Raw genomic sequence first — 12,807 nt, forward strand, 5'->3', positions numbered from 1 at the left:
CGGTTTATGCAAGGTAATTGTCAGGCAAAGGGGGGATCGGCGGATATGAGCGACACGATACGCATTGAAAACAAGGGCGACTGGCGGGAGATCACGCTGAACCGCCCGGATCGTTTGAACAGTTTCAACGACGAGATGCACGGGGCATTGCGGGCCGCGCTTGAGGACGCCCGCGATGAGGGGGCCCGCGCGGTGCTGCTGACCGGCGCGGGCCGTGGCTTTTGCGCGGGCCAGGACCTGGGCGACCGCGACCCTTCAAAGATGGACGACCCGCCCGATCTGGGCCGCACCGTGCGCGAGTTCTACGCGCCGCTGGTGCGCCTGATCCGCGAGTTGCCCTGCCCGGTGATCTGTGCGGTGAATGGCGTCGCCGCCGGGGCCGGAGCCAATCTGGCGCTGGCCTGTGATATTGTGCTGGCTGCCGAGAGCGCGAAATTTATCCAGTCTTTTGCGAAGGTTGGCCTGATCCCCGATACAGGCGGAAGCTGGCATTTACCCCACCTGATCGGCGAGGCACGCGCCAAGGGCTTGGCGATGACCGCGATGCCCCTGCCCGCCCGCAAGGCCGCCGATTGGGGGCTGATCTGGGATGTTCACGCCAACGACATGCTGATGGAGGAGGCCCGCGCGCTGACCGCGAGCCTCGCCGCCGGCCCGACCTTCGGACTTGCGCAGACCAAGGCCTGCATCCAGGCCGCCGCGACCCATGACCTGTCCGATCACCTCGACATGGAGGCCGACGCCATGAAGCTCTGCGGTGAAAGCGCGGACTATGCCGAAGGGGTCAGCGCCTTCTTGCAAAAACGTCCGGCGGAGTTTCAAGGCAAATGACCCCCGAGACCCGCGCCAGCCGCGCCGCCCGTGCCATGTGGGAGGGCGATGAAGCCTCCAAGTGGTTGGGAATGAAGATCATTTCCGTCACCGAAGGCTGCGCCGAGCTGTCCCTGAGGGTCGAGCGCCACCACGCCAACGGCCACGGCATCTGTCACGGCGGCATCACCTTCGCGCTGGCCGACAGCGCCTTCGCCTTCGCCTGCAACAGCCGCAATCAATCCACCGTCGCGCAGATGAACGCCATCACCTACCTGGCCCCGGCCCATGTCGGCGACACGCTGACCGCCCATGCCCGTGAGGTCAGCCTGAGTGGGCGCAGCGGCATCTATGACGTCACCGTCACCAGCCAGGCCGGAACGAGGATCGCCGAGTTCCGCGGCCATTCCCGCGCCATTCGCGGCCAGCTTTTCGAGGAGGAATAGACCATGAAAGACCTGACCCCCGCCAAGGACAGCCTCGACGCGATCGAGATCGCCTCGCTGGACGAAATCCGCGCGCTGCAACTGGACCGGCTGCAATGGTCCCTCAACCATGCCTATGAAAACGTGGCGATGTATCGCAAACGGTTCGACGATGCGGGCGTGCATCCTGCCGACCTCAAGTCCCTGTCAGACCTTGCGAAATTCCCCTTCACCTACAAGACCGACCTGCGCGACAACTATCCCTTCGGCCTCTTCGCCGTCCCGCGTGAGCAGATCGCGCGGATCCATGCCTCCTCGGGCACGACGGGCAAGCCGACAGTGGTGGGCTATACCAGGAACGACCTCTCGAACTGGGCCGACCTCGTCGCGCGGTCGATGCGCGCCAGCGGCACGCGGCCCGGCGACATCGTGCATGTGGCCTATGGTTACGGGCTTTTCACCGGCGGGCTCGGCGCGCATTTCGGGGCCGAGCGGCTTGGCTGCACGGTGGTGCCGATCTCGGGCGGAATGACGGAACGCCAGGTCACACTGATCAACGATTTCAAGCCCGGCACGATCATGGTCACGCCCTCCTACATGCTCAATATCCTGGAAGGGTTCCGCAAGGCGGGGCTCGATCCGCGCGCGTGTTCGCTCGATGTCGGCATCTTCGGGGCCGAGCCCTGGACCAACGCGATGCGGACCGAGGTTGAGGCGGCCTTCGACATGCACGCCGTTGATATCTATGGCCTTTCCGAAATCATGGGGCCGGGTGTCGCGAATGAATGCGTCGAGACCAAGGACGGCTTGCATATCTGGGAGGATCACTTCCTGCCCGAGATCATCGACCCCGAAACCGGCGATGTCCTGCCCGATGGCGAGATGGGCGAGCTTGTCTTCACCACGCTCACCAAGGAAGGGCTGCCGATGATCCGCTACCGCACCCGCGACCTGACGCGGCTTTTGCCCGGCACGGCGCGGTCGATGCGGCGGATGGAGAAGATCACCGGACGTTCCGACGACATGATCATCCTGCGCGGCGTCAATGTCTTCCCGACCCAGATCGAGGAACAGGTGCTGGCCACCGGCGGCCTTGCCTCGCATTTCCAGATCGAGCTTTACAAGGCGGGCCGGATGGACGCGATGCGCGTCCATGTCGAGGCCACGCTGGATGCCGCCGACGAACTGAGCCGAACCGCCGCGACCCGGATGCTGGTCAAGCGGATCAAGGATGTGGTCGGCATCTCGACCGAGGTGATCGTGGGCGATCCCGGCGCGGTGGAGCGCAGCCAGGGCAAGGCCCGCCGCGTCGTCGACAACCGGGACAAGGGGTAAGCCACATGGCCCGCACCATCGCCAAGGACCATGACCAGAAGCGCGAGTTGATCCTGCAATCGGCCGCCCGCATCTTTGCGACCGACGGTTTCGACCGCGCCTCGATGGCGCAACTGGCGCGCGAATGCGGGATCTCCAAGGCCAATATCTACCACTATTACGACAGCAAGGATGCGCTGCTCTACGATATCCTGGACAATTACCTGTCCACCCTGCGCGACCGGATCCTGGGCACGAATGTCGAGGGGCTGGACCCGGAGGCGCGGCTGCATGAGGTGATCCGCCAGATCCTGCGCGCCTACCAGGGGGCCGATCACGAGCATCAGGTGCAACTGAATGCGCTCGGCGCCCTGCCCGAGGATCAGCAGGCGCAGATGCGCGGCTATCAGCGTGACATGGTGCGGTTCCTCTCCGACACCATCGCCGCAGCCGCGCCCGAGGTCCTCGCGGATGACAAGCCAAAGCTGCGCGCCACGACCATGTCCGTCTTCGGGATGCTGAACTGGTATTACATGTGGAATACCGGGGCGGGGACAGAGGCGCGCGAAGACTATGCGCGGCTGGTCACCAACCTGACCCTGCGCGGGGTCGGCGGGCTCTAGGGCTTGCGGCCCGGCCCCACAGCGGCCAAAGTCGCGCCCGCCACCCTTGCCGCACCTCGAAAGCCGCCCATGCCCCGCCTGTCCGAGATCGCCCGCCATACCGGGGCCGCCGCCATCGGCCTCGCCATCGGCGGCGCGTTCTGGGGCCTTTACTGGGTGCCGCTGCGCTGGCTGGCGGGGCTTGGCATGGGGGGCGCCTGGCCCGGCGCGGTGATCTTTGCGGGCGCGGGCGTGATCCTCTCGCCGCTGATCTGGCGCTACCGGGCGCAGATCCGGGCCAACTGGTGGGCGCTGGTCAGTTGCGGGATGCTGACGGGCGCGGCGTTCTCGCTCTTTTCTACCGCGATCCTGATGACGGATGTGATCCGCGCCATCCTGCTCTTTTATCTCACCCCGGTCTGGAGCACCGGGCTTGGCCTGCTGTTCCTGGGCGAACGCCTGACCGTGGCGCGGGGCAGCGCGCTGGCGCTTGGGCTCATGGGCCTTCTGATCATGCTCGGGCTTGGCGCGGGCTGGCCGGTGCCGAGGTCGCTTGGCGACGGGCTGGCGCTGGCCTCGGGCGTGGTCTGGGCCGTGGGGTCGCTGAGGCTCTACCAGGGGGGCCATATCGCGGTGCCGTTGCAGGTGATCGGGTTTGTGGGCGGCGGGCTGGTGGTGACGCTGGCCACAATCGCGCTTGGCGGCGCAGCGATGAACCCGCTGGCGGGGGCGGTCGCGCTGACCGCCGCGATTGGCCCCGTGCTGATCCTGTCGGCGCTGATCGTGGTGCCGGTCCTGTTCCTGACGGTCTGGCCAGCGACGGTCCTGCCGCCCGCGCGCGTCGGGCTGATCCTGATGACCGAGATCGTGGCGGGCGTCGTCACCGCGGCCCTGTTCGCGGGCGAGCCCTTTGGCTGGCGTGAAGCCATCGGCAGCGTCGTGATCGTCAGCGCGGGCCTGGTCGAGGTTTTGGGCCACCGGATTTCGGTGCGCGCAGTTCGGCCTTGAAGGGGCTGGTTGCGTTCAACCAGGCAAGGCTGAACCGCCCCTCGAAACAGGCCGCGATGATCGGGTTCAAGACGCCCGTGCGCTTGAGATGCTTCGCCACCCCGTGACCGAGATCGGAAAAGAGGACGTTCGAGATATTGGGCGCCTCGGGAAAACGCCGCCATTGCCGCCAATCCGGCCCCTTGCGCCCGGAGAAGAGGAAATACTCGGTCTCGGGCGAAAACCGGTCCTGAAGGCTGGAATAGCGCCAGTCTGAAATGGCTGCGCGGTATTCGCTCCACCGCGCCTCCTTGGGGATCACCTTGGGCCGGACGCTGAATTGCGGCACGAAGGGGTCTGATGCCGGAGAGTGCAGAATCCTACGCTAAGGCGGTTTGATCATCTTTTGGGCCATCTGTATTCGCCAGTGAGCAGGATGTGGGCCCACCCGAGGGGTGAAATATGCGCCAGAAGGTCTGGTAAGCAATTCAATCCATCGTGGCGGCGGCTGGCGACAGCCTGACCGAGGTGCTTGGTGTTCCAGTAGATGATGATGGCTGTGAGCAGGTTCAGCCCGGCCATCCTGAAATGTTGTCCTTCAGTTGTTCGGTCGCGAATTTCACCTTGGCGGCCAATGCGCAGTGCATTCTTGAGGGCATGATGTGCTTCGCCCTTGTTTAACCCGATCTGGGCGCGACGTTGCATATCGGCGTCCAGCAGCCAATCGATGATGAACAGCGTCCGTTCGACCCGTCCGATTTCGCGCAATGCGACCGCAAGCTCGTGTTGTCTGGGATAGGACGCAAATTTCCGCAAGAGTTGGCTTGGGGGCATTGCGCCCGCCACCATGGTGGCCACGCTGCGCAGGATATCTGGCCAATTTGAGCTGATAACGTGTTCCCTGACCTTGCCGCCGATCAAACCTTTCAGTTCTTTCGGGCAGGATGCTGGATCGAAGAGGTAGAGGCGCTTGGATGGCAGATCCCGGATGCGGGGGATGAACTGAAAGCCCAGAAGGGCAGTGACGGCGAATACGTGGTCGGTAAAGCCGCCGGTGTCGGCATACTGTTCGCGGATTTTCTGGCCTGCGTGTGTCATCAACAGGCCGTCCAGGATGTAAGGGGCCTCGTTCACCGTAGCCGGGATGGTCTGGGTGGCGAAAGGGCCGAACTGGTCGGAGACATGGGTATAGGCTTTCAGACCGGGTTCATTGCCGTATTTGGCGTTGATCAGGTTCATCGCCTCGCCCTGGCGCGTGGTCGGGAAGAATTGTCCGTCGCTCGAAGCGGTCTGCCCTGCGCCCCAGAACCGGGCCATCGGCAAGGCGGATTGGCCTTCGATCACCATGGCCAGGGCGCGCGCCATCGCCTCGCTTTCGACATGCCACCGCGACAGGCGCGACAGTTGGAAATAATCATGGGTATTCGTGGCCCCAGCCATCTTGCTGAGGCCGAGATTCAGCCCTTCAGCCAACAATACATTCAGCATGCCAACTCTGTCTTTGCAGGGGGCGCCGGTGCGCAGATGGGTGAAGGCCTCGGTAAAGCCGATCTCGTCATCCACTTCGAGCAGGAGGTCTGTGATCCTGATCTCCGGCAGGCGGTTGTAAAGATCGAGCACCATGGCATCGGCCTCTTCGGGGACAGCGGCCGTCAGACGGTCGATCTTGAGCACGCCATCTTCGATAGAACCTCCCGGAATGGCACCCGCCCTGGCGGCGCGGGCCAGTCGTTCCAAGCCATCCGCTAGGCGAGATTTTCGCTCCGCGAGCCAGAGCTCCGGTTCAAACGGCATGGCCAGTTTTGGCGTGGCCCTGGCAACTTCTGTCGGAACCAGCGCGTCCTTGAGATCGCCATACCGGCGGGAATGTTCGAGCCAGATGTCGCCCGCCCGGAATGCGTCGCGCAGGTGGCACAGGACCGCCACCTCCCAAAGCCGGTTCCCATCGTCGTTGTTCAAGTGCCGGTGCCATTTCGAGGTGCGGCGCAAAAAGGTCAGTGGCCGGGTAGTCGTCGTTTCCGTACCCGCAACGACACCGGCAGCGGCCAGCAACGGTTCGGCCACTGGGGCCGCCTGAATATCGAGCGCCCGGAGCATGCGCGGCGCATAGCGTCGGAAGCGATGATGCCCGTGAACAACATGTGCCAGTGGATCGGCGGCCAATGTGTCGGTCAGTTGGGCGGCGGTGGAAACAAGCCCCCTGAGCGATGACCAGCCTCCGGCGTTTTGGACGGCCTCCATCAGGGACGCCTGATCTTCATGCGCTTCCAGCAGTGCCGATCCAAAATTTGAGAAGCCCTGCAAGGTGTCTTTCAAAGCAGCCTTGGCGTCATCCGCCCGAGCATCGCGTACGCGTTTCGCCTCGCGCCACGTCTTCCCCACAATCCGGTCATGGGTCTCGACCACTGCATCGGCAATGGCACTACGCCATTCCAAAGCGCAGACTGCGAGGATGGCAAGGCGGCGGTCGCCTGAAATATCCCGCAGATCACCGGCGAAATATCGTTCCCCTTGCCGTCGGAGGCGCGCGATACGGTAGGGCGGCACACCCGACAGGACGGTGCGGTCCACGGCCATGGCCTGCAAGAATTCCAACCGGTCGAGCAGCCGGTTCATGTCGGCCGAGTTCTGGCCCACCTCAAACTGGCGCAGCCAGACAAAGCGGGTGACAGAGCCGTCCGCCGTTTCCGTCAGCAAGGCGTCAAGTTGGCTGCACATCTCATCATCCAGCCGGTCGGCAATCCGAGCGTCGATCCGTCGCTCTGCAGCGACGAGTGCATCCGCGCAAAGACGTTCGATAACCGTGATCCCCGGTAGAATGGTCTGGGCCGCCCGGCATTGTTCCACGAAACGCCGCGCCAAATCCTCGTTCGATCGGGCAGTTTCGGCTGTTGTCTCCAGCCAGGCCTTCAGGTCGCGCGATCCTCGGCCAGTGAACATCTTGTAGCCATAGAGAACCCGCAGGGCCGCCAGGTGTTCATGACGCGTTTCTTCGCGGCTTGCGTATCCAGCCAGATCGTCTGACTTCAGCCCAAGCTGCGCTGCCAGGAAACGCGTGACCTCCATTGGAATGACCTCGCCCGGGGTCAACAACCGACCGGGATAGCGCAATGCGCAAAGCTGGAGAGCGAACCCAAAACGATTGTGGGGGCGGCGGCGGGCGCGGATGATTTCCAGATCGTCGTCCGCAAGGGTGTAGTGGCGCAACATCGCCGTCTCATCGGTCGGAAGATCAAAAAGTACTGAGCGCTGACGCTCGGTGAGGATAGTACGATGCGCCATGTTTCTTTTGCTTTCTACATATGGTTTGCGTATTGATGATTAAGATACTGAATAAGGAATTGTTCGGATGGCCGAAAGCGCGTCGTTTTCCAGATCGTCTCAAACGAACGTTTGTGAAACATGCTGATCGGCTATGCACGGGTCTCGAAAGCCGACGGCAGCCAGTCCCTCGATTTACAGCGAGACGCCTTGATCGGAGCAGGGGTCGAAGAAGGCCAGATCTATTCGGACCTGGCATCTGGAAAGAAGGATGACCGATCCGGTCTTGAGGCCTGCCTCAAGGCATTGCGCAAGGGCGATGTTCTGGTCGTGTGGAAGCTCGACCGCATGGGTCGCAGCCTCCACCACCTTGTCAAAACCGTTAGCATGCTGTCCGAGCGTGGCGTCGGCCTCAAGGTTCTCACTGGGCAAGGCGCGCAGATTGACACAACGACTGCGGCAGGACGACTTTCATTCGGCATCTTTGCCGCTCTCGCCGAATTCGAAAGCGAGCTGATCCGCGAACGCACAATGGCGGGGCTCCAAGCGGCCCGCGCCCGCGGCCGAAAGGGTGGAAGGAAGTTCGCGCTGACGAAAGCGCAGGTCCGCATGGCCCAGGCCGCTATGGCTAGCCGCGACACGTCAGTTCCTGAACTCTGTAAGGAACTGGGGGTCAAACCGGTCACGCTCTACCGATATGTCGACCCAAATGGCAATCTGCGCGATTATGGGAAACGGGTTCTCAGCCCTTAGCGTAGGATTCTGCACTCTCCGGCATCAGACCCCACGAAGCCGACGACGCGCCTGATCGGCCATAACTGGGCCGCCAGCACCGCCAGGAACCCGCCCATGGAATTGCCTAGCGCATAGACCTCGCGCCCCTCCATATGCGGGGCCAGCACCGCGCCGATGGCGTCGAAATCCAGCGCGTTGCCCCAGGAGCGTGTGATATCCGTCACGAAGATCGTGTTGGCGAAGCCGTTGCCCGCGCTTGGAAATTCCGGCTTCTGCATACGGCCCACGCTCTTGCCATGGCCGATCCCGGTGAAGGACAGCAGCAGGCGGTCACCCGGCCCGTCCTCGCCGTCCCGCGTCTGGATCAACACGCTGTCATCGCTGTGAAGCTCGCGCATCCGCGTTACACCCTCGGCCGCTGCATTTCCCAACGCAGATGCGCGGAGATCATCGGCCATTCCGTGTTCAGGATCGAATAGACCACGGTGTCGCGCAGGGTGCCATTGTCCATCCGCATATGGTTGCGCAGGATGCCGTCCTGCTTCGCGCCGAGCCTCTCGATGGCGCGGCGGCTCTGCTGGTTGAGGATGTGGGTGCGGAATTCAACCGCGACGCAATCCAGCGTCTCGAAGGCATGGCGCAGCAGCAGGAACTTGGCTTCGGTGTTCAGCGGCCCGCGCTGCGCGGCGCGCGAGATCCAGGTCGATCCGATCTCCAGCCTCGGCAGGCTCGCGTCGATATTCATATAGGTCGTCATCCCCACCGCGCGACCCGCCGGGTCCAGCACAGCGAAGGGCATCATCGCGCCCGCCTTGCGCAGCGCCAGCCGCCGGTCGATCTCGGCCTCCATCCCCTCGGCATCGGGGATCGTGGTGTACCAGAGCTGGTGCAAGCCGCCTTCGCCCGCCGCCACGCGCATGCCGCCCAGGTGATCGGGGCGCAGCGGTTCCAGCGTCACGTGATCGCCGCTCAGGGTGATGTCGTCGGGCCAGGGCATTGTCGCACCTTCCGGTTTGCGTCACCCCGCAAGCAAGCACAGGACGCGACGCTTGACCAGTGCCCCGCCGCCAACCCGCGGCATCGCCGGTCAATTAGGATGGGATTAAGGTTAACGCGCCCGCGCCCTGCGCCCCCCGAACGCCCGCTTGAGGCAGTCCCTCCCGGATCAGGGCCGCCCTTCCCTTCTTTGTTCTTCAAATATCCTCGTCCATTGCCCGACAGGCGGCGGATGCGGCCGAGAGGGAAGGCTGCAGAACCGCAAGGCAGGCGGTCCGCTCGCCGAAGACGCGCAGATGCCCAGGGCACAGTCTACCCCGGCTGAATACCGACCCGGTCCAGCGCGGCAAGCGCCTTGGCTTCCCATTCCGCGCGCATCTCGTCATTGCTGCGCTGGCGCAGGCCCATCTGTTTCTGCATCTCGTAACGGGGCGAGTTGGCCTGTCCGAAACTGGCGGCCACGCGCGGGAACCAGTAGCCGATCGAGGCGACGATGGCCTCGCCCTCGCCTTCGCCCATCAGGCGTTGCAGCCCTTCCTCGGCCAGGTCCGCGTGCCGCGCCTCGACCGGCGCGATCTCGCGGAACGCCTCGGCCAGCGGCTGATAGGAGACGCTTGTGTAATCGGCCAGTTGCACGGCGACGGCGCAGCCCATCAGCAGGTTCATCACCACGGCATCGGTCCAGCCCTGAAGCGGATAGTTGAACACCGCCAGCCGCATGTCGTGATCGCCCCGCGTGGTGCCGATATCGGCGTCACGATCCAGCCGCGCGGTCCAGGGGTGGTGGTTGGCGTAGCGTTCACTGTCGACGCCGAAGCCCTCCATCACGCGCAGGACTTTCCCGGCGTGATCGGTCTTTTCCAGCACGATCCGCGCCGCCGCGATGCGTTCCTTGATCCCCGGGCCCTCGTTGATGATGTCGGCAAAGCCCGCCGCGCCCGCCAATTCGCTGTCGACGAAACTGGTCATCAGCTTCAGCAACTCCGCCCGGTAGCGCGGCGGCACATTGGTCGGGTTCGACAACACGCCGCCCTGGGCCAGGTAGTCCTCGATGCTCATATCCATGGGGTCCGGTCCTTTATTGATCGTAATCGACGATGACACGGTCGGTGACGGGGTAGGATTGGCAGGACAGGACATAGCCCTTTTCCACCTCGTAATCCTCCAGCGCGTGGTTGGCGATCATCTCGACCTCGCCCTCCAGCACCCGGCAGCGGCAGGTCGAACAGACCCCGGCCTTGCAGGCATAGGGCGCGTCGAGATGCTCGGCCAGCGCCGAGTCCAGGATGCTTACCCCCTTGGCCGCCGTGATGGTGCGGGTGGAGCCGTCGAGCGTATAGGCGATCTCGGCCTGGTTGGCGGTCTTGCCGGCCTCGCGGGCGACCGCGGGGCGCTTGGCGCGGCCCGGTTGGGCGCTGGCGAAAAGCTCGAACTTGATCTGTGCGTCGCTCAGCCCGTGGTCGCGCAGCGCGCGGGCAATGCCCAACATCATCGGCTCCGGCCCGCAGATGAAGGCGGTATCCACGCTGGCGATGTCGATCCAGCCCTTGAACAGCTCGGCGCATTTCTCTTCTGTCACCAACCCCGTGAACAGGTCGATCTCCTGCGCGTCGGTCTCGAGGATGTGGATGACATTGAACCGGCCCATATGCAGGTTCTTCAGATCCTCCAGCTCCTCGCGGAACATGATCGAGTTTACGCCCTTGTTGGCATAGACCAGCGTGAAACTGGCGCGTGGTTCCTCGGCCAGCACGGTCTTGATGATCGAGAGGACGGGCGTGATGCCCGAGCCGCCCGCGAAACCGAGGTAATTGCGCTCGGTCCCCGCATCGAGCTGCGTGAAGAAACTGCCCATCGGCGGCATGGCCTGCAGCCTGTCGCCCGGTTTCAGCTCTTCATTGGCCCAGGTGGAAAACGCGCCGCCCTCGACGCGCTTGATACCGACCTGGAGGTGGCCCTCGCCGCGCCCCGCGCAGATGGAATAGCTCCGGCGCAATTCCTCGCCGTCGAACTCGCGGCGGAAGGTCAGGTATTGGCCTTGCGTGAAATCGAAGGCCGCGGGGTCGTCGGGCTGCAACGTCACCACCACCGCATCGCGGATGGTCTTGGTCACGTCGGTAACGGTCAGGTCGTGAAATCGGGCCATCCATGCCCCTCCCTCAGATACATTTGAAATAGTCGAACGGTTCCAGGCAGGTGCGGCAGCGCCAGGACGCCTTGCAGGGGGTGGAGCCGAACTGGCTCACCCTCTCCAGATCCTCACCGCCGCATTGCGGGCAGCGCGCGGGGCCGCCTGCGGCCTGCGGCGGCGCGATGCCGTATTTCTCCAGCTTCTCGCGGCCCTTGTCCGACAGCCAATCGGTGGTCCAGGGCGGTGCGATCTGTTGCCTGAGGCGCACTTTATCGACGCCTTTGGCCCCCAGTGCCGTAACGATATCGAGGTTGATGACGCTCGTCGCGGGGCAGCCCGAATAGGTCGGCGTCACCGCGATCTCCAGCGTGTCGCCCTGCCACTCCACGCCCCGGATAATCCCCAGATCGACCAGGGAGATCACCGGGATCTCGGGGTCCGGCACCTCGTCCAGCCAGGCCCAGACCTGATCTGTCGTGGGCTTGTCCATGATCACCACGCCGCCCCCGGATAGGCGCGTTGCAGCCATTGCATCGAGGTCAGCAGGTGGCCCAGATGTTCCGTGTGCATCACCCCGCTGCGCCCGCCCTTGTGGCTGTATTTCGCGTTCGGAACGCTCAACGTCGCCTCACCCATGACGCGGCTGATCAGCACGTTGAAATCCTCCTGCAAACTGGCGGGGTCGGGCGCGATGCCGGTGTCAGCCATGGCGGCATCGACCTCGTCGCCCGTGAACATCTCGCCCACGTAAGGCCACAGATAGTCCAGCGCCGCCTGCATCCGGGCGTGGCTTTCCTCGGTCCCGTCGCCAAGGCCCACCACCGTGTCGGCGGAGCGTTCGACGTGATAGGCAACTTCCTTGGACGCCTTGGCCGCAATCGCCGCGACGCGTTCATCCGAAGAAGAGATCAGCCGCCCCAGAAGCACCGACTGATACGCATCGAACAGGAATTGCCGCATCAGCGTCTGGCCGAAATCGCCATTTGGCAGCTCGACCAGCAGCAGGTTGCGGAAATCCCAGGCATCGCGGTGAAAGGCCAGGTCGTCGGCGGAGCGTCCCTGCCCCTCGACCTCACCGGCCAGGCCAAGCCAGAACTGCGTCTGGCCGATCAGGTCCAGCGCCGTGTTGGCCAGCGCGATATCCTCCTCCAGAACCGGGGAATGGCCGCACCATTCGCTGACCCGGTGGCCGAGGATCAGCGTGTTGTCCCCCATGCGCAGGAGGAACTGAAAAAGCGCCTCGTCATGCGTCATCACATCTGCCCCGCTTCGTCGGGAATGTCGTAGAAGGTCGGGTGGCGGTAGATCTTGGCCTCGGAGGGCTCGAACATCGGGCCTTTCTCGCCCGGAGCCGTGGCCGAGATATGGCGCGCCTCGACCACCCAGATCGAGACACCTTCATTGCGCCGCGTATAGACATCGCGCGCGTTCTTGATCGCCATCTCGGCGTCGGGGGCGTGCAGGCTGCCCACGTGACGATGGCTCATGCCGTGCTGGCCACGGATGAACACTTCCCAAAGGGGCCATTCGTTTTTCATCTCGCTAC

15 protein-coding genes are annotated in these 12,807 nt (G+C 63.9%); 6 read left to right on the forward strand and 9 right to left on the reverse strand.

Annotation, left to right across the window (positions count from 1 at the left end; all coding sequences use genetic code 11):
* The first annotated feature begins 45 nt into the window (after nucleotides 1-45).
* The 5 genes from paaG to HNS34_RS14955 all read left to right on the forward strand — a co-directional run bounded on the left by paaG (nucleotide 46) and on the right by HNS34_RS14955 (nucleotide 4,159).
* On the forward strand, nucleotides 46-831 hold the full coding sequence (gene paaG / locus HNS34_RS14935) for a 2-(1,2-epoxy-1,2-dihydrophenyl)acetyl-CoA isomerase PaaG (protein WP_172320900.1): 786 nt from the start codon (nucleotides 46-48) through the stop codon (nucleotides 829-831).
* Nucleotides 828-1,256: a hydroxyphenylacetyl-CoA thioesterase PaaI gene (gene paaI / locus HNS34_RS14940; RefSeq protein ID WP_172320901.1), complete on the forward strand. Its 429-nt coding sequence runs from the start codon at nucleotides 828-830 to the stop codon at nucleotides 1,254-1,256. The genes paaG and paaI overlap by 4 nt, the downstream gene beginning before the upstream one ends.
* Nucleotides 1,257-1,259: 3 nt before the next feature.
* Nucleotides 1,260-2,570, forward strand: a complete 1,311-nt coding sequence (gene paaK, locus HNS34_RS14945) for a phenylacetate--CoA ligase PaaK (RefSeq protein WP_172320902.1) — start codon at nucleotides 1,260-1,262, stop codon at nucleotides 2,568-2,570.
* 5 nt (nucleotides 2,571-2,575) lie between these two features.
* Nucleotides 2,576-3,172 (forward strand): TetR/AcrR family transcriptional regulator, encoded by a 597-nt coding sequence (locus HNS34_RS14950; RefSeq protein WP_172320903.1) that lies wholly within the window; start codon nucleotides 2,576-2,578, stop codon nucleotides 3,170-3,172.
* Nucleotides 3,173-3,241: 69 nt separating this feature from the next.
* On the forward strand, nucleotides 3,242-4,159 hold the full coding sequence (locus HNS34_RS14955) for a DMT family transporter (protein WP_172320904.1): 918 nt from the start codon (nucleotides 3,242-3,244) through the stop codon (nucleotides 4,157-4,159).
* Here the strand turns inward: HNS34_RS14955 and HNS34_RS14960 are convergent.
* Entirely contained in the window at nucleotides 4,098-4,487 is a 390-nt protein-coding gene (locus tag HNS34_RS14960) for a hypothetical protein (protein WP_172320905.1), read from the reverse strand. The two genes, HNS34_RS14955 and HNS34_RS14960, sit on opposite strands and share 62 nt — an antisense overlap.
* 50 nt (nucleotides 4,488-4,537) lie before the next feature.
* Nucleotides 4,538-7,420 (reverse strand): Tn3 family transposase, encoded by a 2,883-nt coding sequence (locus tag HNS34_RS14965; protein ID WP_172320906.1) that lies wholly within the window; start codon nucleotides 7,418-7,420, stop codon nucleotides 4,538-4,540.
* A gap of 120 nt (nucleotides 7,421-7,540) precedes the next feature.
* On the opposite strand from HNS34_RS14965, the gene HNS34_RS14970 reads away from it, so the two are divergent.
* Entirely contained in the window at nucleotides 7,541-8,152 is a 612-nt protein-coding gene (locus HNS34_RS14970; RefSeq protein ID WP_172320907.1) for a recombinase family protein, read from the forward strand.
* On the opposite strand, the gene HNS34_RS14975 is transcribed toward HNS34_RS14970, so the two are convergent.
* From HNS34_RS14975 to paaB, 7 genes are all read right to left on the reverse strand, one after another.
* Nucleotides 8,149-8,532 (reverse strand): alpha/beta fold hydrolase domain-containing protein, encoded by a 384-nt coding sequence (locus tag HNS34_RS14975; RefSeq protein WP_172320908.1) that lies wholly within the window; start codon nucleotides 8,530-8,532, stop codon nucleotides 8,149-8,151. The genes HNS34_RS14970 and HNS34_RS14975 overlap by 4 nt on opposite strands.
* Nucleotides 8,533-8,537: 5 nt before the next feature.
* On the reverse strand, nucleotides 8,538-9,131 hold the full coding sequence (locus HNS34_RS14980) for a GNAT family N-acetyltransferase (RefSeq protein ID WP_172320909.1): 594 nt from the start codon (nucleotides 9,129-9,131) through the stop codon (nucleotides 8,538-8,540).
* A gap of 311 nt (nucleotides 9,132-9,442) precedes the next feature.
* On the reverse strand, nucleotides 9,443-10,195 hold the full coding sequence (locus tag HNS34_RS14985) for a Phenylacetic acid catabolic protein (RefSeq protein ID WP_172320910.1): 753 nt from the start codon (nucleotides 10,193-10,195) through the stop codon (nucleotides 9,443-9,445).
* Nucleotides 10,196-10,208: 13 nt separating this feature from the next.
* A complete protein-coding gene (locus tag HNS34_RS14990) occupies nucleotides 10,209-11,276 on the reverse strand; it encodes a 2Fe-2S iron-sulfur cluster-binding protein (RefSeq protein ID WP_172320911.1) in 1,068 nt (355 codons plus the stop codon).
* Between the two features lie 13 nt (nucleotides 11,277-11,289).
* Nucleotides 11,290-11,751 carry a 1,2-phenylacetyl-CoA epoxidase subunit PaaD gene (paaD, locus tag HNS34_RS14995; protein WP_172320912.1) on the reverse strand — a complete coding sequence of 154 codons (462 nt, stop codon included), beginning with the start codon at nucleotides 11,749-11,751 and terminating at the stop codon, nucleotides 11,290-11,292.
* A gap of 2 nt (nucleotides 11,752-11,753) precedes the next feature.
* The gene (gene paaC, locus HNS34_RS15000; RefSeq protein ID WP_172320913.1) at nucleotides 11,754-12,515 is read right to left on the reverse strand and encodes a 1,2-phenylacetyl-CoA epoxidase subunit PaaC; all 762 of its coding nucleotides are present in this window, start codon (nucleotides 12,513-12,515) and stop codon (nucleotides 11,754-11,756) included.
* A complete protein-coding gene (gene paaB / locus HNS34_RS15005) occupies nucleotides 12,515-12,799 on the reverse strand; it encodes a 1,2-phenylacetyl-CoA epoxidase subunit PaaB (RefSeq protein WP_172320914.1) in 285 nt (94 codons plus the stop codon). Before paaB ends, paaC begins: the two co-directional genes overlap by 1 nt.
* Nucleotides 12,800-12,807: the final 8 nt, after the last annotated feature.

Source organism: Alterinioella nitratireducens (assembly GCF_013155465.1).
GTDB lineage: Bacteria > Pseudomonadota > Alphaproteobacteria > Rhodobacterales > Rhodobacteraceae > Alterinioella > Alterinioella nitratireducens.